This window comes from Aeromonas sp. 600527 (assembly GCF_049175415.1).
In the GTDB taxonomy this organism is placed as follows: Bacteria; Pseudomonadota; Gammaproteobacteria; order Enterobacterales; family Aeromonadaceae; genus Aeromonas; species Aeromonas veronii_A.
Map to the genome: position 1 here is coordinate 1 of NZ_JAAKVA010000020.1, position 22,689 is coordinate 22,689.

Annotated in this window: 20 protein-coding genes and 1 pseudogene; 9 read left to right on the plus strand and 12 right to left on the minus strand. The window is 54.5% G+C overall.

Features of this window, described 5'->3' with window-relative positions:
• The first annotated feature begins 83 nt into the window (after positions 1-83).
• From G5154_RS18780 to G5154_RS18795, 4 genes are all read left to right on the plus strand, one after another.
• Complete coding sequence (locus tag G5154_RS18780; protein ID WP_421251247.1) at positions 84-2,039, plus strand: phospholipase effector Tle1 domain-containing protein; 1,956 nt, start codon at positions 84-86, stop codon at positions 2,037-2,039.
• Complete coding sequence (locus G5154_RS18785; protein ID WP_421251248.1) at positions 2,039-2,737, plus strand: DUF2931 family protein; 699 nt, start codon at positions 2,039-2,041, stop codon at positions 2,735-2,737. Before G5154_RS18780 ends, G5154_RS18785 begins: the two co-directional genes overlap by 1 nt.
• Before the next feature lie 175 nt (positions 2,738-2,912).
• Positions 2,913-3,611, plus strand: a complete 699-nt coding sequence (locus G5154_RS18790) for a DUF2931 family protein (RefSeq protein WP_421251249.1) — start codon at positions 2,913-2,915, stop codon at positions 3,609-3,611.
• An 8-nt stretch (positions 3,612-3,619) separates the two neighbouring features.
• Entirely contained in the window at positions 3,620-4,318 is a 699-nt protein-coding gene (locus G5154_RS18795; RefSeq protein ID WP_421251250.1) for a DUF2931 family protein, read from the plus strand.
• 126 nt (positions 4,319-4,444) lie between these two features.
• Here the strand turns inward: G5154_RS18795 and G5154_RS18800 are convergent.
• From G5154_RS18800 to G5154_RS18845, 10 genes and pseudogenes are all read right to left on the minus strand, one after another.
• Positions 4,445-4,573: pseudogene (locus tag G5154_RS18800) on the minus strand (IS481 family transposase); the annotation flags it as partial.
• Positions 4,574-4,764: 191 nt separating this feature from the next.
• Complete coding sequence (locus G5154_RS18805) at positions 4,765-5,532, minus strand: SDR family NAD(P)-dependent oxidoreductase (RefSeq protein ID WP_421251251.1); 768 nt, start codon at positions 5,530-5,532, stop codon at positions 4,765-4,767.
• Between the two features lie 42 nt (positions 5,533-5,574).
• A complete protein-coding gene (ompL, locus tag G5154_RS18810) occupies positions 5,575-6,264 on the minus strand; it encodes a porin OmpL (protein WP_421251252.1) in 690 nt (229 codons plus the stop codon).
• Between the two features lie 95 nt (positions 6,265-6,359).
• A complete protein-coding gene (locus G5154_RS18815) occupies positions 6,360-7,226 on the minus strand; it encodes an NAD(P)-dependent oxidoreductase (protein ID WP_337072919.1) in 867 nt (288 codons plus the stop codon).
• Positions 7,223-8,110, minus strand: coding sequence for an SMP-30/gluconolactonase/LRE family protein (locus G5154_RS18820; protein ID WP_337072918.1), 888 nt, complete (start codon positions 8,108-8,110; stop codon positions 7,223-7,225). Before G5154_RS18820 ends, G5154_RS18815 begins: the two co-directional genes overlap by 4 nt.
• Entirely contained in the window at positions 8,103-8,996 is an 894-nt protein-coding gene (locus tag G5154_RS18825; protein ID WP_005346308.1) for an aldose 1-epimerase, read from the minus strand. The genes G5154_RS18820 and G5154_RS18825 overlap by 8 nt, the downstream gene beginning before the upstream one ends.
• A complete protein-coding gene (locus tag G5154_RS18830; protein ID WP_069556388.1) occupies positions 8,996-9,784 on the minus strand; it encodes an HpcH/HpaI aldolase family protein in 789 nt (262 codons plus the stop codon). Before G5154_RS18830 ends, G5154_RS18825 begins: the two co-directional genes overlap by 1 nt.
• An 11-nt stretch (positions 9,785-9,795) precedes the next feature.
• On the minus strand, positions 9,796-11,550 hold the full coding sequence (gene araD / locus G5154_RS18835; protein ID WP_337072917.1) for an L-arabinonate dehydratase: 1,755 nt from the start codon (positions 11,548-11,550) through the stop codon (positions 9,796-9,798).
• Positions 11,551-11,608: 58 nt separating this feature from the next.
• On the minus strand, positions 11,609-13,072 hold the full coding sequence (locus G5154_RS18840) for a glycoside-pentoside-hexuronide (GPH):cation symporter (protein WP_421244292.1): 1,464 nt from the start codon (positions 13,070-13,072) through the stop codon (positions 11,609-11,611).
• A 62-nt stretch (positions 13,073-13,134) separates the two neighbouring features.
• A complete protein-coding gene (locus tag G5154_RS18845; protein ID WP_041234289.1) occupies positions 13,135-14,523 on the minus strand; it encodes a glycoside-pentoside-hexuronide (GPH):cation symporter in 1,389 nt (462 codons plus the stop codon).
• On the opposite strand from G5154_RS18845, the gene G5154_RS18850 reads away from it, so the two are divergent.
• The 3 genes from G5154_RS18850 (at position 14,506) to G5154_RS18860 (ending at position 17,350) form a co-directional block, all read left to right on the plus strand.
• The gene (locus tag G5154_RS18850; protein WP_421251253.1) at positions 14,506-14,709 is read left to right on the plus strand and encodes a hypothetical protein; all 204 of its coding nucleotides are present in this window, start codon (positions 14,506-14,508) and stop codon (positions 14,707-14,709) included. The genes G5154_RS18845 and G5154_RS18850 overlap by 18 nt on opposite strands.
• 103 nt (positions 14,710-14,812) lie before the next feature.
• Positions 14,813-16,834, plus strand: coding sequence for an alpha-glucosidase (locus tag G5154_RS18855; protein ID WP_421251254.1), 2,022 nt, complete (start codon positions 14,813-14,815; stop codon positions 16,832-16,834).
• A 96-nt stretch (positions 16,835-16,930) separates the two neighbouring features.
• Positions 16,931-17,350, plus strand: coding sequence for a GNAT family N-acetyltransferase (locus tag G5154_RS18860; RefSeq protein WP_236348616.1), 420 nt, complete (start codon positions 16,931-16,933; stop codon positions 17,348-17,350).
• A 145-nt stretch (positions 17,351-17,495) separates the two neighbouring features.
• On the opposite strand, the gene G5154_RS18865 is transcribed toward G5154_RS18860, so the two are convergent.
• A complete protein-coding gene (locus G5154_RS18865; RefSeq protein WP_005346285.1) occupies positions 17,496-18,527 on the minus strand; it encodes a LacI family DNA-binding transcriptional regulator in 1,032 nt (343 codons plus the stop codon).
• A gap of 474 nt (positions 18,528-19,001) precedes the next feature.
• Positions 19,002-19,724, minus strand: a complete 723-nt coding sequence (locus tag G5154_RS18870; protein ID WP_216978939.1) for a DUF2982 domain-containing protein — start codon at positions 19,722-19,724, stop codon at positions 19,002-19,004.
• A gap of 214 nt (positions 19,725-19,938) precedes the next feature.
• Here G5154_RS18870 and recR point away from each other — a divergent pair, with 214 nt between their 5' ends.
• Entirely contained in the window at positions 19,939-20,541 is a 603-nt protein-coding gene (gene recR, locus G5154_RS18875; RefSeq protein ID WP_005346280.1) for a recombination mediator RecR, read from the plus strand.
• A 164-nt stretch (positions 20,542-20,705) separates the two neighbouring features.
• Positions 20,706-22,619, plus strand: coding sequence for a molecular chaperone HtpG (htpG, locus tag G5154_RS18880; RefSeq protein WP_216978938.1), 1,914 nt, complete (start codon positions 20,706-20,708; stop codon positions 22,617-22,619).
• Positions 22,620-22,689 lie beyond the last annotated feature (70 nt).

The window sequence follows — 22,689 nt, forward strand, 5'->3', positions numbered from 1 at the left end:
GCGCCGTTGATGCTGACCGATGACGAAATGGCTCAGGTGAATAACTGGCTGAACAAACACCCTGACTTGATAGGAGCTGTGTAATGGCTATCAGTGCCCACTGCATACCCTGTGAAAAGTACAACTGCTGGATTGAGATAGACGTTCGCGACGAACAGAACCGCTCGTTCAAGGGGCAAAAGGTCACCTTGACCGATGCCACTGGCACCAGCAAAACCGTGACTCTGAAAGATGGCCCAACCCTGGTTGAAGGCTTTGCGGTGGGGCCGGTGACGGTCAAGTTCGAGACCCAGCCTTGGCTCAAAGCCGCTCAATCTCGTGAAGCCCTGAAAGAGGGCGAAACCAGCCAGGTTCCCGCCTACACCGAGAAATTTTGGGGGCACTGTGACGTGAAGCGCGAGCATGTCAAAGTAACCACCGGCGACCTCTGCCTCACTGACCCAGAACAGCCGCTACCGGAAGGACACAAAGTCGGGCAAGCCCAGCCGCCACGCTTTATCACCAAGCACTCCTACGTGATTGAGGTGAAAGGCTATCAGCTCACCACCCTGCGTATCGGCGTGTTCTTTGATGGCACCGCCAACAACACCTTCAAGCACAGGGAAGGGAAAAGTGCATTGGAGACAGCATTGGCTCAATGCAGCCCAGAAGAGCAGCAGGTATTGCTGGAGCAGTGTTTTGAAGGGGCGTTACCTGATGGCCTCAATAACAGCGAGAAAAACGACATCACCAATATTGGCAAGGCCAGTGACCTATATCTACGTAATGACAAAGCTCCTGAGTTAAGTGTCGCGGTGTACATCGAAGGCATCGGCACGACCAAAGGTGAGGATGACGCCACCGCAGGCTTAGGGGCAGATAAGGGCCAGACCTCCAGCGCCTCCCGAGTCGAAGAGGCTTGTCGTACCCAGATTGTTGCAGAAATAAAAGAACAACTGGAGAACATACTGCCCACCATTGAGTGCATTCATAAGGTCGAGTTCGATGTGTTTGGCTTTAGCCGGGGAGCCTCTGCCGCCCGCCAGTTTGTAAACCGTATCGATAAGAAGGGGGATCACCCCCTAGTGGAGGCCATGGCTGCTGGCCCAGATATTCCCTTGAAAGCAGGCTTTGATTGGGCCAGTCGGGATAATGTGCGGATCCAGTTTGTCGGGCTGTTTGATACCGTGGTCAGTTCCTATCTGTGGGGCAAACGTAATGTGACGTTGGCCGCTGACTGCGCCGAGCGGGTGGTGCATATTGTGGCAGCTGATGAGTGGCGTTATCACTTTGACTTGACTCGTATCACCGACGATGCCGCTGGCACCGCAATCGCGAAGAATTTTACCGAGGTGATTATTCCCGGCGCTCACTCCGATATCGGTGGGGGCTATTACAGCCGCTGGAGTTTGCGTGATCCCAACAGGGCCTCACCGCTCATCACTGAAAACTGCGTGATCGCAACCTTCAATTCTGATGCGATGCCATACCTCAATCCAACCGATTCCCAGGCATATCGGGATGCCCTTGCCTATGCCAAAATGCGGGTTGGGCAAGGCTGGGGCAAGGGCGTTGTGTCTCTAGCTAGCCCTCGAGATACAACTCAGCTTGGCTATTTGAATGTGCGTCCCAGACCACTGGGGCCGATCACAGGTAGTCAGTCTGGGGGGCATAGGAACATCAGCGTTGATGTGGTACTGCACCGGGTGGTGGAGGGGGAATATTCACGCATACCGCTGCACATGATGTTAGAAGCGGCGCGTGATGCTGGAGTGCCTTTGAACAAGTGGGTATCACAAGGTGATAATGCTTACCGTTTGGATAGCGCACTTTCGTATCCCACAGTGAACTTGGCCAAACTCGATGAGCTATGGGTTGATGTGGCCAAACGGCGCGGAGAGGTGATCAACTTGGCTCGCAGCTTACCTGACGATGTGTACCAAAAGTTGCGGCTAAGTTATTTGCACTACAGCGCTGACACTGGACTGGTCAACAAACCCAACAGAGTTGGTGACAAAGAAATCCGTAAGCTGACGGGGAATGAAAAGGGAGGTTATTAATGCGCTGGATACTCTTATTGCTGCTGTTGCCGCTAGTCGCAGCCTGCCAAGCTGCCCCTACAGGCCCCAAACAACTGGACTGGCGCCATATGGTGGGTTCGAACGCTGATGAGTTATGGGTGACGGAGGTACTCTTTTATCGTCAAGGCAAGTTGGTTGATGCCTCAACCAATGGGGCTCTACGCTCAGTTAGCACTAACTCGTTAAAAGAGAAAGAATACCGCTGGAGCATAGGCAAGGGTCGCAGAGATATTCACCCCGCCCCCGATCGGGTAGAAGTGGAGTGGATTTCATTCCACGATAAAAAGCGCTATCGCATTAGCCTAGCCTTGCCAGCAGAGTTGGAAAGCATGATTGCGCAACCTTATCGAATCAAGGTGAGGGATGAGTGGCGTGAAGTACGCCGAGATAACATTGGCTTAGGTATGGCCACCGGCGGTTATGTGGAAGCATTTTTAACCAACGCCAAAGTGAAGCCTGATATCTTGCTGGCTCGGGGGATTGCTAAGGAAATTCAAACCTCGCAAGACAAGGAAAATCCTGTCACCAAAGTATACAAAGAGTGGTTTGACGATTTTGACAAAGCATACGGTAATGCCTACAAGCAATATCCAGTTCCTAGCGGAATGGCTTGGGCTCCCATCATGGATGCCTACCGCGCAACTCAACCCAAGACAGATACTGACCCAGTAAGGTAATACCATGGAGGTTGAAAGTGCCGGCTAAGGGTACCAAACCAACATCACCAGATGTCCTCCCGCGGCAGCTCACGCCAGAGGAGATTGAAGCTCTGCGCCGCCGACACATTGATAATATGAAGGCGCTTGAAACCATGGATCTCTCCCATCTAGAGCAGGATGTACCAACACAGAGATGAAATATATCGTCGCATTGTTGTGGTTCAGCCTGTCATTAGTTGCCTGCGCGGCGCCACAACCTTTGCCTAAATTTGATTGGGATTATGGTACAGGCAGTAATATAGATCTTACTAAGAACACCAAGACAGAGTTCTATCTTGGAGGGAAACAAGTTTATTCCGACCGTCTGGCCGGTGGCGGAGCTGGAGGTCTACTTACCGATAGAATCAAGACGCAACGTTATTATTGGGCGGGCGGTGGTGGCCTGCCTACCGACGGTATTCCCATCCCCGATAAAGCTGTGATTGAGATGGTTTCCTTCCATGATCGCAAGCGCTACCGCATAAAGGTGGACTTGCCTGCCAATCTGGAGCAACAGATGCGCCAGGTCTACTCTGTTGAGGATCGTTATGACCGCCGTAGCTGGCTCTATTTTGGCCTAGCGCCCGGCGGCTATTTTGAGGTGTTGCTCAAGGGAGATAGGCTAAATGTTAAGCCAGATATTCTGCTTACTCGTGGTATTGCCGAAGTTGTGACCGATGATTGGTATGACCAGAGAGTACCGATTGCGCGCCAATATGGAATGGATGATTTTGATAAGAAATATGGTGAGCTATTCAAGCAATACCCAGTTCCCAATGGCATGGCTTGGGCCCCGATCATGGACGCCTACCGCGCCGCACAGCCCAAAACAGATACTGACCCGGTCCAATGATGACCTCCATGCGCTGGATACTCTTACTGGTGTTGTTGCCGCTAGTCACTGCTTGTCAGGCCGCGTCTACCCCACCCAAAAATTTGGAGTGGTGGCATATGGTTGGTTCCAACTCAGATGAACTATGGGTGACCGAGGTACTCTTTTATCGCCAGGGTAAATTGGTTGATGCTTCGACGAATGGTTCTGCCGGATTTTTTGGGGCTGAAGGGTTAAAAGAAAAAGACTATCGCTGGAGTATTTCAAAAGGGAGCCACACCACACGACCAATTCCAGATCGGGTGGAACTGGAGTGGATTTCATTTCACGACAAAAAACGCTATCGCATTAGCCTGGCATTGCCAGCAGAGCTGGAAAGCATGATTGCACAACCTTATCGCATCAAGGTGAGAGATGAGTGGCGTGAAGAACGTCGAGATAACATTGGCTTAGGTATGGCCACCGGCGGTTATGTGGAAGCATTTTTAACCAACGCTAAAGTGAAGCCTGATATCTTGCTGGCTCGGGGGATTGCTAAGGAAATTCAAACCTCGCAAGACAGGGAAAATCCTGTCACCAAAGTATACAAAGAGTGGTTCGACGATTTTGACAAAGCATACGGTAATGCTTACAAGCAATATCCTATTCCCAGTGGTATGGCTTGGGCTCCCATCATGGATGCCTATCGTGCCGCGCAACCCAAGACGGATACTGACCCTGTGCAATGATGACTTGTACGCGCTGGATTCTCTTATTGCTGCTGTTGCCGATAGTCGCAGCCTGCCAAGCCACTCACTCCGGGCGCCTACCTAAAATAGTGTCCGGATTTAGTCGACCACTACACAGCACATAAGTCGGCGGATTTCGTTGAACTGCTGGCGGTTGTAGCCGACGAGCTTGCAGACTTTGCTGACATTATTGAGCTCTTTGGCGAGCTCTAGCAGACGGCGTTTCCGACGTACTACATTCTCGTTGGTGGTCATACGTTGGCTCCGGATAATACGATAGGCGTACCATTTTATTATCCGGTTAGAAGCCGTATGACCACCCCCTTGTTGAACCATAGTCAGATGAATAGTATCTCTACACGTGCAGCGCCAGCCGATATTGTCTCAACGTCATCATTGGACGCCCTGCGATATCATCGACAAACATTATTACCTTGGGAAAAGCCTTAGTTCAAAGTAAGACCGGCATCAACAATGAAATCCTGGCCAGTACAGCCATTAGACTCGTCAGAACCGAGGAAGAGGGCCATGCGAGCACAATGTGAGCCATCGAGACGGAATTTGAGTGCTTGCAGTTCGACAAACTGGTTCACCGCGGCAGGGTCGAGTTGCGCCCACATCGCATCCTGTTTTGGGGTGCGTATGGCGCCTGGTACAAGGCTGTTAACCCGAATGCCTCTTGCGCCCAACTCCTGCGCCAGGGTACGGGTGAAACCATGGATGGCGGCTTTTGACAGGGAGTAGCAGACTCTCCCGGGGCGACCCCTCATCCAGTTGATGGATCCCATATTGATGATGCTGCCGCTCCCTTTTTGCTCCATGCCTGGCAGCACGGCTTGGATCGCAAACAACTGGTGACGCAGATTGATATTGATGCGGTTTTCGAAATACTCCTCGGTCAGATCCTCAATTTTGTGGTGATCATCGCTGCCCGCGTTGTTGATCAGGATATCGACACAGCCCAGCTGTTGTTCAATAGTCGTAAAACACGCTTTGAGCAGAGTCAGGTCGGTGACATCGCAAAACAGAAACAGGCAGTCAAGCTCATGCGCGAGTGCTTCGCCTGCTGATTTATCAAAATCGAGGAAGGCGACTTTGGCACCCTGGCTGACAAAGGCGCGCACCAACTCTTCGCCAATGCCACTGGCGCCACCTGTGATAACGGCGACCTTGCCGGCAATAGAGTGATATTGTACTTGCTGGGAATAGTTCATAACTGCTCTCCGTGAGTCATAGATTGAATTCATCTGGCAACATTAGAAAAAGTATTTAACACCAATGCGGATCCGGTATGCTTCTGCATCATAGGCAATATTTCTATCGTACCACTGTAATTCCAGATAAGGCATCCATTGTGGATTGATTCGATAACGGGTTTGACTGGTTAGCTCCCAGTGATGATCTTTCCCATTAGCACTATTGAAATTGTTAACACGAGAAAAATAGTGCGATTCAAAAGTATGGGTCAAGGCTGACGTTATTTTATTGACAATATACAGTGCATATTCATTGGTGTCGTTATTATCGCCATAACCATCAAGATCCGTAGTTAGATAATTTTGATGATTGTAACGGTATCGTGCAATAACGGAAAAGTTATCGGTAAAGTTGTACTTTCCATCCAGATACGCAGAGCCACCAGAGCCAGAGCTAGAGGCGTTAACCAAACCACCGGCATTGACCGAGAGTTTGGTGGTTAAATTTAATAGCGGATACCATCCCTCAATTTCGTTATAACTGTGCTTTAGTTTGTCTAGTTTCTCGGTGTTATACGCATTGCTGGCCATAATCCCGGCACCAGAGTCCCAGTTATAGCCGAGTCGCAACAATAACTCATGTTGGTCGGTAGCAAAGTTAAATGCCTCACGGCTTTCAAAATAACCGCCCGCGAAAGCTGCGTTGCAGCATATAAGAGTGATTAAGCATATTTTGGGGTGGATACGCATAGTGATTGACTCGCCAATGGTAAGTTGATATTAAATCGTGCAGCGATTGGCATGAGGTAAATTAATTACCTCATGCGATGGTTTTTATCAGCCAGCTATTGAATGTTTTGCTTTACCAACTTGTAAGTGGCACAGAAATCCTCACGGCCCAAACCGTTATTCAGGCCTTGCTGGTAAATGTTATTCACCAATTCGACTCCGGGCAGGGTCAGCGCCTCTTCGCCCATGAGGTTCTTCATGATGCCGATATCTTTGGCCATGTTCTCCAGCGAGAAGACTGTGTCGTAGTTCTCGGCGATCAGGGCACCTATCTTGCTGGTCAGATAGAAGTTGCTGCCGCCACCGTAAGAGACTGCGGTGTTGAAGCTCTCTTTATCGATGCCGAAATGATCGGCGGTGGCCAGCATTTCGTTGACACTGTTCTGAATTTGGGCGACCAAGGTGTTGTGCAGCACCTTCATGATCAAACCACGGCCATTACCCCCCATGTGGATCTGGTTGCTGCCCATCATGGCCAGCAACGGCTTGACCTTTTTGTAGGCGGACAGGTCGCCACCTATGTAGATCCCGAGCTCGGCAGCCACGGCGGCAGGGACCGATTTGACCACGGGCGCATCGAGCATCACGGCACCGGTTTCTGCTACCTGGCGGGATAAGGCGATTGACACGGCCGGGTCAATGGTGGACATGTCGATGGTGATCTTGCCGGGGCCAAGGTGTGGCAGCAGTTCGGTATAGACCGCTTTGACGTGTTCGGAGCGCGGTACCATGGAGATGATCACATCCGCATCGGCTGTCAACCTGGCAATGGAAGGGGAGGCGATGGCGCCTGCATCGACCACCCGGGCGACAGCCTCCTGATTGATATCGAATACCAACACATTGCCATCAAATTTTTTGACGATGTTCTTTGACATCGCTTCACCCATCAGACCAAGACCGATAAAGCCGATAGTTTTCATCCGTTGTTTTCCTTAAATGTGGGTTTAGCAAGACCGGCGATGTCAACACGCATGCTGAACAGCGCACCTGAGAGCGGACGTGCTGCCAGTTCGGCGGCGTCCATATTTTCGCGAGTGGTGGTGATGAAGAGGGTCTTCATGTCCTCACCACCAAAACAGACCATGGTGGGGCAACGTACCGGCAAGGGATATTCGGCCAGCAATACCCCCTCTGCAGAGAAGCGGGCGATACGATGGCCATCAAACAGGGCGCTCCAGTAGCATCCTTCGACATCGATTGCAGCCCCATCCGGGCGCCCTTCGCCGGCGCGGGCTGCAAACTCGCGCAGCAGTTGCCGTTGACCGAGTGAACCGTCGCGGGCCAGCGGAGTGCGATAAAGGCGGCGGTTGGGGGTATCAGTGGTGTACATCCAGCGCATGTCCGGGCTGAATGCCAAGCCATTGGCTCCCAGAATGTCGCACTGGATCACCGACATCTGCAGCTCGGCATCAACCCGGCATAGCAGGGCGCCGTTGTAATCTCGTGGGCTCCAGTAAGTGCCTGCATAGAAACGACCCGCCTGATCGGTACCGCCATCATTAAAACGGGCCAGCGCTGGGTTATTGGGGTTATCGGCGACTTTTCGCTCGATCTGGCCGTGCTGATCGCACAGATAGATCCCGGTGCGCATCGCTGCGATAAAGCCACCCTGTTCGCGCAGGGCAAAACAACCCACTTCTTCGGGGAAGGGGATCGTCGTCATGACGCCGCTTTCGGGGTGATAGCGGTGCAGGCAACGCTCGAGAATATCGGTCCAGTAGAGCGCCTGTTCAGCAGTGCTCCAGGTCGGGCACTCGGGCAGATGGCCGCGGTAGTCGGCCAGTAGCAGAGCAGGATTAGGCATAGTGAGAAACCTCAAGCAGCATGGCGATCTGCAACTGCCCATTGGCTGGCACAGTGGCCATGGCCAGCGCAGGATCACCAAAGCCACCGTTGTTGATGGCATCGTTGATATGAGAAACCGGCTCGATGGCGATGAAGTCACGATCGGCGGGCGGCAGAAACAGGATGGCGTGAGGCGCATCGGGTGAGCTCAGGGTCACCATCAGCTTCTCATCTGGCCAGCGCACCCGTGCACAGCCACTCCAGTGATGGAAGCAGTTATCGACACTGGCGGGTTCAGGTTTGCGCCAGGTGCGATAGTTCCATTGGGCCGGTAGTGGCGCGAGACCAGTGGGCAGGGACTTGTGGTCGTTGAGTACCACACCGCCTGCGTCGAACTGGATCTCGGCGTGCGCCGCACGGGGAAAATAGGGGTGAAAGCCCAGCCCAGCCGGGACAGCGTGATCGGCCAGATTGTGGTAAGTGAGTACGATATGCAGCGCATTATCTTGCAGGGTAAAGCGCTGAGTTGCCCGATAAGGCCAGGGCCATTGCGCCGCGGATGCTCCCTGTGCGTCATGGTGCAGGGTCAGCACGACAGAGTCATCATCTGCATCCCCTTCTTGCCATGGCTGCTGCCAGCCGTTGCCATGAATTGAGTGGGGATGATCGCCAAAGTTACGCAGCAGGGCGTAATCACATCCGGCGAAGTGAAACCGTCCATGAGCGATACGGTTGGAGTAAGGTACCAGGGGAAAACAGCCCCCCTGGTTGACCGTGACGTTCTGACCATCGGGCAGAGAGCGCAAGATCTCCCTGCCATGCCAGGTCAGTTTGCCGATAGCGCCACCGAGCTCGGGGATGAGCTCCAGATCAAGCGGGCCGCTTTGGCGGTGAAGCCTCTTCATCAGTAAACCTCGCCACCGGATATGCTCAGACGTTCCCCCCGGATCGCGGCGAGCTGTTCACGGGCGCGAGCCAGCAGGTAACTCATGTCGGAGCCGAGCGCCACGAAGCTAAAACCCATCTCTTGATATTTGTTCACCAGCTCGGGGTTGCCACCGACGATCCCGCAAGGCAATCCCAATCGCTGGCACTTCTCCAGCCCTTCGCGGATCTTGGCTTGCACCTCGGGGTGAGAGGGATTGCCAATATGGCCCATGGCTGCGCTCATATCGCCGGGGCCGATAAAGAAGCCGGTCACTCCTTCAATGGCCATCTCTTCCATGGCATCAATGGCGTCAGGGGTCTCAATTTGCAGGATCAGGCAGAGCTCTTCCCGGGCTTTACGCACGAATTCGGGGTCGGCACCGTAACCGGACGCACGATGCACCGCGGCAAAGCCGCGTTTGCCTAGGGGAGGGTAGTAGGCCGCCTCTACCGCTTTGCGGGCTTCTGCTGCACTGTTGACAAACGGCACCATCAGCGATGTTGCACCGCCATCCAGCGCCCGTTTGATCAACACTGTGTCGTTCCAGGCCAGGCGGTAGAGTGGGGTGGTGGCCGGGTTGCTGGCACGAATGGCGCGATCGATGCGGATCGCATCCAGGCTATCGACCGGTACATGTTCCTGGTCCAGCACCAAAAAATCGAAACCGACAGTCGCCATGGCTTCCGCCACCGTATCGCTGCCAGTCATCATCCAGGTGCCCAGTGGGCGTGGACCTTGAGTAATCGCAAGTTTGAACGGATTCATTGTTTGCTCCTTTAAAAAATCGGGGGCTCGGGCACTTTGCTGCCAGCCTGGAGGAAATCGAAGTCACAGCCCTGATCGGCCTGGGTCACATGTTGTTGATAGAGTGCGGCATAAGAGCGTTCATAAACTTTGTGTACCGGTTTGAGCGTGCGGCGGCGCTCGGCCAGCTCTTCATCACTGACCAGCATGTTGAGACGGCCATTGGCGATATCGAGCTCGATGAGGTCACCGGTACGTACCAGTGCCAGTGGGCCACCAATTGCCGCTTCAGGGGCAACGTGCAGGATGCAGGTGCCATAGTGAGTACCGGACATGCGGGCATCGCTGATCCGCACCATGTCGGTGACGCCTTGTTGCAGCAGCTTTTTCGGGATTGGCAGGTTGCCCCACTCCGGCATGCCCGGCGCGCCGACCGGGCCGGCATTGCGCAGGATAATCACTGACTCCTTGGTTACCTCAAGGGCTGGGTCATCGATGTGATCCGAGAGCTCTTGATGGCTGTCAAAGACGATGGCGGGGCCCTTGTGGTGACGCAGTTCGGGTTTGGCGGCAGATGATTTCATCACAGCTCCGTTGGGACACAGATTGCCGCGCAATACTGTCAATGCACATCCACGGGAGAGCGGTACCACAGGGTTATCGAGCGAGCGGATCACGTTGTCGTCATAACATGTCGCGTTGGCAATCCACTGTGCAACGGGACGATTGGTGACCCCGATCGCATCGAGGTGGAGGAATGACTCCACCTTTTTCAGCTGGGCCATCAGACCGCCGGCGAAGAAGAACTCCTCCATCAACTGATCACCAGAGGGAAACAGATTGGCCAGCACAGGGACTTCCCGTGCTACCGACTCCATGTCTTCCAGAGTGAGGTTGATGCCTGCCCGGTTGGCCATCGCAATCATGTGGATCGCGGCATTGGTGGAGCCGCCGAGCGCCATGTAGGCCACTACGCCATTGAGGAAGTTGGCTCGGGTCAGCCAGCGGGAAGGTTTGTGATCATGCCACACCATGTCGACGATGATTTGGCCGCATTGGGCTGCCATCTGGACGTGTCGCGAGTCAGCGGCGGGGATGGAGCTGGCCCCCGGCAACATAAAGCCCATGGCATCGGCGATGGAGGTCATGGTGGATGCCGTGCCCATGGTATTGCAGGTGCCGATGGAGCGAGTCATCGCCCCCTCCAGCTCGATCCAGTCATGCTGGGTAATGGCCCCCAAGCGCAATTGGTCCCAGAACTTCTTGGTATGGGTACCGGCACCGGTGACATGGCCGCGCCATTTGCCGCTCGACATGGGGCCGGCGGGGCAGAAGATCACCGGCAAGTCCATCGAAATGGCACCCATCAGCAGGGCTGGCGTGGATTTGTCGCAACCGCCGAGCAGCACGGCCCCATCGATCGGATGCTGGCGCAGCAGCTCTTCTGCCTCCATCGCCAGAAAGTTGCGATAGAGCATGGTGGTCGGCTTGACCAATACTTCCCCGACCGACAGCGCGGGCAATTCAACGGGGTAGCCCCCCGCGGCCCAGACAGCTCGTTTGACGGCCTCGGCGCGCTCACGCAGGTGGCTATGGCAGGGGCTCATTTCACTCCAGGTATTGATGATCCCGATCACGGGCTTGCCCATGAATTCGTCGCGGTTCAAGCCACTTTGCTGACTGCGTTGACGGTGGGCGAAGGCACGGATGGTGTCGGGGGCATACCAGCGTTGGCTACGCAGCGCCGAGATATCGAGCTTGGCCAGGTTTTCACTGTTGAATGACATAGGAATACCGCTCTCTTTGTCTGATTTGATTAAGGATTAATTCAATAAAAACAGCATGTTAAATTCCCCCATTCTGACCTGCGCGAAGAGGATGGCTGTCAGGCGATGGAGTAGATTGCTCATGTATCCGGTGATGGGGTCTCCGGGGAGAAGCAAGGGCATGGCGTTGTGCCAGCTCCCGGACGATCTGTTGATAGCGGGCATCAGTGAGCGGGTAGAACAGCAACATCAAGGCTGCAGCGCAAATCAGGGCGCAGATCGGGTAGAGAAACATCAGATTAGCGATGCTGCTTTGGGTCTCGGTGCTTTGCGTCGCGTTGGGAACATAGCCTGACCATGCCAGCACCAGCCCGGGAATGAGGCCCGCAAGCGCGGCCGAGCATTTGCGGCAGAAGGTCAGACTGCAGTAGACCAGCCCCTCGGTGCGGATGCCGGTTTTCCATTCCCCATACTCGACGGTGTCAGAGATGAACGCCCAGTTGAGACTGTTGACGAAAGCGGATCCCCACAGGGCCAGGGAGGTAAAGAGGATGTAATCGAGAGCGCTCTCGCTGTAGAGGTAGTTGAGCAGGTCACCGCATATCCACACGCCAATACCGGCCAGATAGACAGGTAGTTTGCCAAAACGGTGCACGGCAAAGGGAACCAGCAATACCCCCAGGTAGATACACCCTATGCTGATGAAGCTCATGTAGGCGATCATCGATACGTCGCCAATCACATATTGGGCGTAAAAAACCTGAACAATCAGCTTGGTGTTGAACGCTGCCAGCGTCAGCAGATTGGCCAGCGCCAGGATGCCCAGCGGACGGTTTGCCAGCACGGCCCGTGCGTTGGTTTGTACTGCCGAAAACCCCGATTCGTTGACAACCGATGGCAGCACATGGCGTTCACGAACTCTGCTGTAGCAAAAGAGTACTGCTGCAGCCCCCATGACCGAATAAATCAGTACCGCAACGCTATAGCCGACCTGTGGCTTGTCAAACAGCAATACCAGCGGCATGAACCCTACCGAGCAGAGCAGTAATCCGGTATTGGCTCCCCCCTGGCGCCAGGCGGCGAGCTCGGCTCGGTCCTGGAGTCGCTTGGTGAGGGCCGGGACCATGGCGCCATAGGAGGCATTGCCAAAACTGTAAAAGGCACCAAACATCATGAACAGCAGGGTAAACAGCACTGTTTTAGCGATGACCGGGAGCTCAACGCTGGTAAACAGGGCGGTGTTGATAAGAGCCAGTGGCACTATGGTCCAGAGCAGGAAGGGGCGAAATTTACCTCTGGGGCCGAGCTCGGAACGATTATCCAGCACGCTGCCGGTCACCAGATCGGTGCAGGCGGTAAAGAACTTCGAAACCAGAAAGATTGCTCCGGCCCATGCTGCCGGAATGGCTGCCACATCGGTCAGGAAGATCAGCAAATAGAGAGTTGTGCAGTTGAGCAGGAAGTTATAGCCGAGATCACCCACTCCGTAGGCCATCTTTTCCTGCCATGCCAGACGGTCACTTGCCACATTGCGATATGTCATGGGATCACATCCTTGAAGAGAGCAACAGCGTGGCCAGCACGCCGCTGCCAGTTGCATGAGAGTCAGCTTTGGGTGGTCGCCACACGGCGGGCACCAAGGCTGGCGATGATCTCTTGATAGCGCTGCTCGTTGAGGGTGTAGAAGAGGGCCATCACCAGTGCCGTTACGATGGCCAGGCTTGCCGGGTAGATGAAAATCAGTCCGGTGATCCCGGCTTTGGCGGCATCGGTTTGCTCCACATTGGGCATATAGCCAACCAGTGCCAGAGCGAACCCGGGGACGAACCCTGCGATAGCTTGCGAACACTTTCTAAAGAAGGTCATGCCGCAGTAGACCAAGCCTTCGGTACGGGTACCGGTTTTCCACTCACCGTACTCAACGGTATCTGAGACAAATGCCCAGTTAAGGCTGTTGACGAAAGAGGTGCCAAAGAACGCCAGCGAGGTGAACAGCACGTAACTCATGACGGTGCCACCGAACAGGTAGTTGGCAATGTCGCCGGAGATCCACAGGCACAATCCGGCCAGATAGACAGGTTTTTTGCCGAAGCGGCGTACCAGCGCAGGCACAGACAACACCCCGAGGTAGATGCACCCCATGCTGACAAAGCTCATGTAAGAGACCATGGAGACATCACCCAGAATGTACTGGGCGTAGAAGACCTGCACGGTGAGTTTGACGTTGAATGCGGAGAGGGTCAGCAGGTTGGCTACTGCCAGCACCAGCAACTGGTTGTTCTTGAGTACCGCCTTGAGCCCCTCCTTGATAGTGGGCTTCTCGACGATCTGGTCAGGGTCATTACCTATGATGGTGTGGTGTTCTTTGACGTTGAGGTAGCAAAAGAGTACCGCCGCCAAGCCGACCGAGGTGTAGGCCAGGGCTGCCACCATGTAGCCGGTCTCCTGGGATTCAAACAACATGGCGATGGGCATGAAACCGACGGTGGCCAGCAACAAGCCAGTGTTGGCTCCGCCCTGACGCCAGGCTGCCAGCTCTGCGCGATCCTGAACATTTTTGGTCATAGAGGGCACCATGGCGCCATAGCTGGCATTGCCCAGGCTAAAGAACAGGCCAAAGGCCATAAAGCAGACGATGAACAGGGTGGTCTTGGTCTCGCTGTCGAGCTCAAAATTGCAAAACAGCAACATGTTGCAGACAAACAGCGGCACTATGGTCCAGAGCAGCATCGGACGAAACTTGCCGCGAGGTCCGAAGCTCTTGCGGGTGTCGAGGAAAATGCCGGTGCCCAGGTCGGTGAAGCCGGTGAACACTTTCGCCACCAAAAAGATGACGCCTGCCCACGCCGCATTGATACCTGCTACATCGGTCAGAAATTTAAGCAGGTAGAGGGTAGTGATATTCAATACAAAGTTGTAACCAAAATCGCCGACGCCATAGGCAAGTTTTTCCCTAAAAGGCAGTCTGCTTTCGATATGCGCCTGAACAACCATTTTATTCTCCATAGTGTGGAATCCATCCGGCAGCTCAATAATCGTAGCGATGCGATTGCTGGCGCAAGGGTGATTGTTGAAAAGTGGGATCCAGATCGAGAGATTGCGCTGGTGGTTAAGGATTCTCTTACAAATGGTGTTTGCAAGCGGGCCAAGCGTTTTCGTGTGGCGGGTGTTGATTGGTGATCGAGATCGCTGTTTGGGTTTTACGCGATTGAAATGAAATCGTAGCGCTATTATTGTGTTGGCGAGCAAACGGGGATGGCCCGACTAAACAGGAGCTTATGCAATGCAACTCGAATTTTCGTCACAGGCGTTAACGATTCAGCACCAGCAGCAGTTGTTATTTTCTCATCAAGCGGATGCCCCGGCGTTTTATATAGGCAAGGGCCGGGAAAAAATGGAAATTTATCGCGGCAACTTTGACATCGAAGACTACATCGAGTCTCGCGTTGCATTGGCTCATATCGAACAGGTTGACAACAACCTGTTTGTTTTTGCCCCGAATGCCTTTACTCCTGCTTTGCTACAGGTGGCAGTGGTGTGTGATGGCGATGATGTGATGCTTTATCCGACCATACTGGACGAGGCATATAACCGCTTTTGGGTCAGATTGCCGGCCGAACGTAAAGAGCATGTCTGGGGTTGTGGCGAGCAGATGTCCTATTTCGATTTGCGTGGTCGTCACTTTCCGTTGTGGACGTCAGAGCCCGGTGTTGGTCGCCATCCCCACAGCGAGATCAAATGGAAAGCCGATGTGATGGGCAAAGCCGGTGGGGATTACTACCACACCAACTATCCGCAACCCACGTTTGTCTCCTCTCGCAAATACAGCTGCCATATCGACACCACCGCTTATGCCGATTTCGATTTTCGTCACGAAGGGTTTCATGAGCTGCAAGTGTGGGCGATCCCGCAGGCCATCGAGTTGCGCACCGCAGAGAGCTATCTGGGCATTATCGAAAAACTGTCCGCCCGGTTTGGCCGCCAGCCCAGGTTGCCGGAGTGGGTTTACAAGGGGGCGATCCTTGGTCTGAAGGGGGGGGAGGTCAATACCTTCAGTCGTCTGGAAAACGCCCTTGACCATGGTATCAAGGTTTCGGGTCTGTGGAGTGAAGACTGGTGCGGCTTGCGGGTCACCTCGTTTGGCAAGCGCCTGTTCTGGGACTGGGATTGGCAGTACCATCAGGATCGCTACCCCAATCTGCCCGCCAGGATCAAGGCGCTCAATGACCAGGGCATCGAGTTCATGGCCTACGTCAACCCCTACCTGTGTGAAGATGGCAAGCTGTTTCCAATCGCCAAAGAGTTCGGCTATATGGCGCTGGACAAGGATGGTCAGGTTGCGCTGGTCGACTTTGGCGAATTCTATTGCGGCTGTGTCGACTTTACCAATCCAGACGCCATGGCCTGGTTCCGTGATACCGTGCTGCGTAAAAACATGCTGGATATGGGGATCAAAGGGTGGATGGCTGACTTTGGCGAGTACCTGCCGACCGATAACATCTACCTGCACAACGGTGTCGATGCCAAGCTGATGCACAATGCCTGGCCGACTCTGTGGGCCCAGTGCAACGCTGAAGCGATCGCGATGAACGGCCAAACCGGTGATGCCCTTTTCTTTATGCGAGCCGGTTACACCGGGGTGCAGCAATACTGCCCGCTACTGTGGGCAGGCGATCAATGTGTCGATTTCAGCCGTCACGACGGTCTGGTCACGGTGATCTCGGGGGCGCTCTCCTCCGGTATGTTGGGGAACGCGTATCACCACTCGGATATCGGTGGCTACACCTCACTGTTTGGCAACCGTCGAACCAAGGAGCTGTTTGACCGCTGGGTTGAAATGGCTGCCTTTACCCCAGTCATGCGTACCCACGAAGGTAACCGCCCTGATGAGAATTTCCAGTTTGACCAGGATGGCAGCACGTTGGCGCATTTTGCCCGGATGACCCGAGTTTATTGCCACCTGACTCCTTACTTGCGTAGCCTGGTGGATGAAGCGGCCGAGAAAGGGTATCCGGTTCAACGTGCCATGATGCTGCATTTTGAACATGATCCCGAGACCTACGTCATACAGGATCAATACCTCTATGGGTCAGAGTTGCTGGTGGCACCGGTTCACCAAGGGGATGTGCGTGAGTGGACAACTTACCTGCCTGCAGGTGAGCAGTGGACGCATGTCTGGAGCGGCCAGCGCTTTACAGGGGGCCAGCGGGTCACTCTGCCTGCACCGATTGGCCAGCCCCCGGTGTTCTATCGTGCCAAAAGTCCCTGGGCTTCGCTGTTTGCCGAGCTAAAGGATCTGGAGTAAATCGCACCGGCGTTCGCTATAGAGGATGCGACCCGGATAACCCATGGCCGTGACAATGTTCACGGCCATTATGTTTCAACAGAGGAGCAGAGCAGCATGATTGACACTCTTGACGTTGTGCAAAACCCCAGCCAGGACGACATAGATTTTTTACGAGACAACCTGATCAAAACCAATCGTGAGTTTGTCGGTGAACAGATACGTCGCCCACTTGCCATCTTCTATCAGGATGAGCAGATGCGTCGTGCCGGAGGATGCAGCGGCCATACCTACGGTAACTGGCTCTATATCGAGTATCTGTGGGTGGCCAGTAGCCTGCGGGGGCGCGGTGTAGGAGGCCGGTTATTGGCGGCGATGGAGCAGGCTGCCCGCGAGCGCGGCTGCTGTTTTTCACAGCTCGATACTTTTAGCTTTCAAGCAAAGCCTTTTTACCAAGCGCGGGGGTATTCAGTCGTCATGACGTTGGAAAAGTGCCCGGTGTTTCATCAACGATATTACTTAACCAAAACCTTGTAGCGCAGGCAGTGACTGGTGTCCTGCTTAAAAATATCTGACGCAACGGATAGTGTTCTGGTAGATACATGGGGGGCATTTATCTTCATGGGCTATTTATCAAGGCCATGGTTTTGTGATGGTTCATGGTGTGACTATATTGGCTTGGTCACAAAACAAACCGGGTACTCTGTCTGGGGATCAAGTCAAATCCGGCATCAATGATCTCGCCCTTATAATCGGGCTCGCGAGCCATCCGCAACATCATGGATGCAGCCTGGCTGGCAACAGAGTGGATATTGATATTGATACTGGACAAGGTCACGGGTGCCAGATAACCGCTACCTGGAAAATCGCCAAACCCGATGATAGAGAGTTGCTCTGGTACCGGGATATTGCGTGCAATCGCCTCCATCAGCAATGCCGTACCAATGGTATCGTTTGATGCAAAAATGCCGTCGAGTTTTCGCTCTTTGAGCAGTGTCTTGATGAGTAGCTCGCGCGCGGCGGGATAAATATTGTCGCTGTAAGGGATTTCGACCAACAAGGGATCCATACCCGCCGTCTCAAGTGCCTGGCAAAAGCCGCTGTAGCGGCTCTGCGCACGCACGTCATCGTTAAAACGGGTCGTGAAATAGGCAATTTTATGGCAGCCGGAGCGTATCAGGTAAGATGCGGCATCGTAACCCACCTGAAAATGATCGATACCGACCTGCGCGACAAACGGACTGGCTTCACCGATTTGCCATGCTTGAACCACAGGCACCGCACTGTGCTCCAGCATACGAATCGTAGTATCACTGTGCTTAGCGCCAGTGAGGGTTATGGCAGCAGGAGACCATTGTAAAATGGAGCGGATCTGCTGCTCCTCTTTTTCCATGGAGTGATCATGAGATGCGATATAGAGCTGAAAACCTGCATCACTCACGATATGTTCAATCTGTTGGACAAAGGTACTAAAGGTAATATTGGAAATGGAAGGAACGATAATTGCCATTGCCGAGCTTCGCCCGGCAGTAAACTGACTGGCAATTTTGTTGTGCACATAACCCAATTCATCAATGGCACGCTGAATTTTATGGCCGGTATTGGCTTTTACCTTGTCTGGATGACGTACATAAAGTGAGACTGTCGAGGGGGACACTTTGGCCAGGGCCGCGACATCATCAAGCTTGACGGTTTGTTTGCTTCTCGAGGACACGTGTTCTGCTTCCTGATTGGTTTTACTCGGCTCGATATCCTTCGTGATCTGAGGGAAAAGCCATCCAATAATCTCCCGACATGTATTTAAGTGTATAAAAAATAAGGCTTAAGTAAAAGTGATGATTCGCTGTAGGAGGTGCGTCGGCAATTCGGGTTACTTGTATGGTAATTAGATTTTGGTTAGCCATTACAAATAAAAACGTGTTGCCAAGAGCGCTTGACCGTTTTGGCATCCAACGTCGAAAAATGAGCCTGTTTAACCGCCATTACCCATGGCAGTTCACTGTTCAAATAAACACCACACCCCATGGTGAAGGGGTGTTACTTCAGGGTATGAGTATGAGTGTTTAGTGTTATGGGAATAGGTAGTTCTCATCGGCACTCTCTGCAATCGTCTAATGGGTGTTACAACCGCGTTGGATAGCTCACCGTTCAGTGCCTGGGACGTAGCGACAACCACTTGGCATGGGGGTTATTGAGCATGTGGCTCTGATGAAGGTAGTGGAGATACGTTCGCCTCCTGCCGGTATTGGCGCAGCAGTTTGAGGAAATCGTCCGGTTCCCGATCCAGGCTGCCTACCGGGATCAACAGGTCATAACCGAGCAAGTGGCGCATGCGAATCATCCGGTGGGCCAGCATGGCCAATGCGCCATCGTAGTGCAGCCCTTGCGGGGAGCAAAAGTGACTCTCCTCCAGCCAGTCGATGCCCTGTAAGGGATCATTGGTATGCACAGGCTGCTCATGGGGCTGCTCATTATGCAAGGCATGCAGCAACACAGGGCGCTGCTCTGTCAACAGATGCACGGCCAGTCTGGGAGTGATCAGGGTCAGAAACTCGTCATACTGTTTTATCTTGAAACCGATATAGGGCAGGGGCTGGAGATCCCAACCAACATGGATTCTGGGTTGATCGATACGCTGGATGTTGTGCCACTTCAGTGCCCAGCCGCCATATTTGTGGTGATAGTGGAGGGATTGCTGGCATAGGGAGAGGCTGATCGGGGGTTCATTGAGCTTGAGCCAGCCTATCAAGGTCATCATCATGCCACTCAGTAGCAATATATAGGCCGGGAGCACCGGGCCTTCCACAAGCAACCAGAGCAGTAATAGCATCAGGCTGGTGATGAGCCCCCCGGCCCAGATCAGGGTCAGCCCGTTTCGGCGGACCAGAGGCTTTATATGTTGTGTCTCCATTTAACCTCCTTGTCCTGATGAGAGGGGCGATCTTTTATGACACCACCTGATTGTCTTTGAGCAAGTATAAGAGCCGCGTTTTTGCGCTGGCCAGCAAAGCAAATGGCAGTCATGGGCCGGCTCGGGTATAGTCCTGCGCCAATGGCGTTATCCTGTTTTGCTGACCCGTCGTGGCCCAGGTGGTGGCGAGGGCCAGGCCTGTGTAAGGAGTGTTATGAAGTTCAGTCCCCTGCTCGATGAGATGATGAAAGCCCTGCAGGTATTGCCGGGGGTGGGGCCCAAGTCTGCCCAGCGGATGGCCTTTACCCTGCTCGAGCGTGAGCGCAGCGGCGGCTTGCGGTTGGCCCAGCTGCTCTCTCGCGCCCTGACCGAGATTGGCCACTGCAGCCACTGCCGCACCTTTACCGAGAACGATCGCTGCGATATTTGCGCCAATCCCAAGCGGGAAGAGAACGGTCTGCTCTGCGTGGTGGAGAGTCCGGCGGACGTGGCCGCCATCGAGCAGACCGGCCAGTTTTCCGGTCGCTACTTCGTGCTGATGGGCCATCTGTCGCCGCTGGACGGTATAGGCCCGGAGGAGCTGGGGCTCGATATTCTGGAGCGCCGCCTGAAGGATGAGGCGATCAGCGAACTGATCCTCGCCACCAATCCCACCATCGAGGGGGATGCCACCGCCTGGTATATCGCCGATATGGCCCGTGCGGCCGGGGTGGAGGTGAGTCGCATCGCCCATGGCGTGCCGGTAGGGGGTGAGCTGGAGCTGGTGGATGGCACCACGCTCTCCCACTCCCTGATGGGACGCCAGCGCCTCAAGTAAGGGGCGGGTGGTGACAAGTCGCGAAAAACTGAACATAAAATCGGCGGTTACACGCCAACAGGGGGCGAATGAGCAGGATTGCACATTCGCCCCCTTGATATTTGGATCGCTGTCCCCATCTAGGTTGGGCGTATGTTCAACCCGATGTTTCTGAGGATTGGTCCATGACCCAAAGTGTTCATGCCGAAACCCACGGCTTTCAAACTGAAGTCAAACAACTGCTGAGCCTGATGGCTCACAGCCTCTACTCCAACAAAGAAGTATTCCTGCGCGAGCTGATCTCCAACGCATCCGATGCGGCGGACAAGCTGCGCTTCAAGGCGCTTTCCGATGCCTCTTTGTTCGAAAACGATGGCCAGTTGCGTGTGCGCCTGGTGGTGGACAAAGAGAAGCGTACCCTGACCATCTCCGATAACGGGATCGGTATGACCCGTGATCAGGTGATTGAGCATCTGGGTACCATCGCCAAGTCCGGCACCGCCGAATTCTTCAAGAACCTCTCCGGCGATCAGGGCAAGGATTCCCAGCTGATCGGTCAGTTCGGGGTCGGTTTCTACTCTGCCTTTATCGTGGCCGACAAGGTGACCGTGGTGTCCCGCGCCGCCGGTACTGCTCCGGAGCAGGGTGTGCAGTGGGAGTCGGAAGGGGAAGGCTCCTTCACCGTCGCTGATGTGACCAAAGAGGGTCGCGGTACCGACGTCATCCTGCACCTGCGCGCCGAAGAGGACGAGTTCCTCGATGACTGGCGTCTGCGCTCCGTGGTGGGCAAATATTCCGATCACATCAGTGTACCGGTCGAGATGTTCAAAGAGGGTACCCCGGATCGCGAAGAGGATGGTGAGACCATCGTCGGCACCCCGGGCGAGTGGGAGCAGGTCAACCGCGCGACTGCACTGTGGACTCGTAACCCGAAAGATATCAAGGACGAGGAGTATCAGGAGTTCTACAAGCACGTCGCCCACGACTTTGAAGATCCGCTGCTCTGGGGTCACAACCGGGTGGAAGGGGCGCAAGAGTACACCAGCCTGCTCTACGTACCGGCCCGCGCACCGTTCGACCTCTACAACCGCGATCAGAAGCACGGTCTGAAGCTCTATGTGCAGCGCGTCTTCATCATGGATGACGCCGAGCAGTTTATGCCGACCTACCTGCGCTTCGTCAAAGGGGTGCTGGACTCCAACGATCTGCCGCTCAACGTCAGCCGCGAGATCCTGCAGGATAACAAGGTGACTGCCTCCCTGCGCAAGGCTTGCTCCAAGCGCGTGCTGACCATGCTCTCCAAGCTGGCGAAAGACGATGCCGAGAAGTACGCCAAATTCTGGAAAGAGTTCGGTAACGTGCTCAAAGAGGGCCCGGCCGAGGATTACGCCAACCGCGAAGAGATCGCCAAGCTCCTGCGCTTTGCCAGTACCGCTGGCGAGGGTGAAGCCCAGACCGTGTCGCTGGAAGATTACGTTGGCCGCATGAAGGAAGGCCAGCAGAAGATCTACTACATCACTGCTGACTCCTATGCCGCCGCCAAGAACAGCCCGCACCTCGAGATCTTCCGCAAGAAGGGTGTCGAAGTGCTGCTTATGTGGGAGCGCGTGGACGAGTGGCTGATGAGCCACCTGACCGAGTTCGATGGCAAGCAACTTATCTCCGTCACCCGTGGCGAGCTGGATCTCGGCGATCTGGAAGACGAAGCCTCCAAGCAGGCACAGGAAGAGGCCGAGAAGGCCAACGCCGGTCTGGTTGAGCGGGTCAAGAAGAGCCTGGGCGATGCAGTGAAAGAGGTGCGTGTCACCCACCGTCTGACCGACTCCCCCTCTTGCATCGTCACCGACGCCTACGGTATGAGCACCCAGATGATCAAGCTGATGCGCGCGGCCGGCCAGCCGGTACCGGAGCAGAAGTACATTCTGGAGCTCAACCCTGATCACGCGCTGGTGAAGAAACTCGACACCATTGAAGACGAGGCACTGTTCGGTGAGTGGGTCACCCTGCTGCACGAACAGGCCCAGCTGGCCGAGCAGGGCGGGCTGAATGATCCGGCGAGCTTCGTCTCCCGCATCAACCGTCTGCTGCTGCAAGCCTAAGCAGCAACGCCGGTAACAGAAAGCCCACTGCATGCAGTGGGCTTTTTTGATCCCGCCGAGTGAGCTCGGC

Excerpts from the sequence above, each read along its gene's own strand:
- araD (WP_337072917.1), bottom strand. The coding sequence starts at position 11,550 with ATGTCATTCAACAGTGAAAACCTGGCCAAGCTCGATATCTCGGCGCTG.
- G5154_RS18845 (WP_041234289.1), bottom strand. The coding sequence starts at position 14,523 with ATGGTTGTTCAGGCGCATATCGAAAGCAGACTGCCTTTTAGGGAAAAA.
- G5154_RS18805 (WP_421251251.1), bottom strand. The coding sequence starts at position 5,532 with ATGAACTATTCCCAGCAAGTACAATATCACTCTATTGCCGGCAAGGTC.
- G5154_RS18840 (WP_421244292.1), bottom strand. The coding sequence starts at position 13,072 with ATGACATATCGCAATGTGGCAAGTGACCGTCTGGCATGGCAGGAAAAG.
- G5154_RS18860 (WP_236348616.1), top strand. The coding sequence starts at position 16,931 with ATGATTGACACTCTTGACGTTGTGCAAAACCCCAGCCAGGACGACATA.
- htpG (WP_216978938.1), top strand. The coding sequence starts at position 20,706 with ATGACCCAAAGTGTTCATGCCGAAACCCACGGCTTTCAAACTGAAGTC.
- G5154_RS18785 (WP_421251248.1), top strand. The coding sequence starts at position 2,039 with ATGCGCTGGATACTCTTATTGCTGCTGTTGCCGCTAGTCGCAGCCTGC.
- G5154_RS18870 (WP_216978939.1), bottom strand. The coding sequence starts at position 19,724 with ATGGAGACACAACATATAAAGCCTCTGGTCCGCCGAAACGGGCTGACC.
- ompL (WP_421251252.1), bottom strand. The coding sequence starts at position 6,264 with ATGCGTATCCACCCCAAAATATGCTTAATCACTCTTATATGCTGCAAC.
- G5154_RS18855 (WP_421251254.1), top strand. The coding sequence starts at position 14,813 with ATGCAACTCGAATTTTCGTCACAGGCGTTAACGATTCAGCACCAGCAG.
- G5154_RS18830 (WP_069556388.1), bottom strand. The coding sequence starts at position 9,784 with ATGAATCCGTTCAAACTTGCGATTACTCAAGGTCCACGCCCACTGGGC.
- G5154_RS18795 (WP_421251250.1), top strand. The coding sequence starts at position 3,620 with ATGCGCTGGATACTCTTACTGGTGTTGTTGCCGCTAGTCACTGCTTGT.
- recR (WP_005346280.1), top strand. The coding sequence starts at position 19,939 with ATGAAGTTCAGTCCCCTGCTCGATGAGATGATGAAAGCCCTGCAGGTA.
- G5154_RS18815 (WP_337072919.1), bottom strand. The coding sequence starts at position 7,226 with ATGAAAACTATCGGCTTTATCGGTCTTGGTCTGATGGGTGAAGCGATG.
- G5154_RS18825 (WP_005346308.1), bottom strand. The coding sequence starts at position 8,996 with ATGAAGAGGCTTCACCGCCAAAGCGGCCCGCTTGATCTGGAGCTCATC.
- G5154_RS18790 (WP_421251249.1), top strand. The coding sequence starts at position 2,913 with ATGAAATATATCGTCGCATTGTTGTGGTTCAGCCTGTCATTAGTTGCC.
- G5154_RS18850 (WP_421251253.1), top strand. The coding sequence starts at position 14,506 with ATGCGCCTGAACAACCATTTTATTCTCCATAGTGTGGAATCCATCCGG.
- G5154_RS18820 (WP_337072918.1), bottom strand. The coding sequence starts at position 8,110 with ATGCCTAATCCTGCTCTGCTACTGGCCGACTACCGCGGCCATCTGCCC.
- G5154_RS18780 (WP_421251247.1), top strand. The coding sequence starts at position 84 with ATGGCTATCAGTGCCCACTGCATACCCTGTGAAAAGTACAACTGCTGG.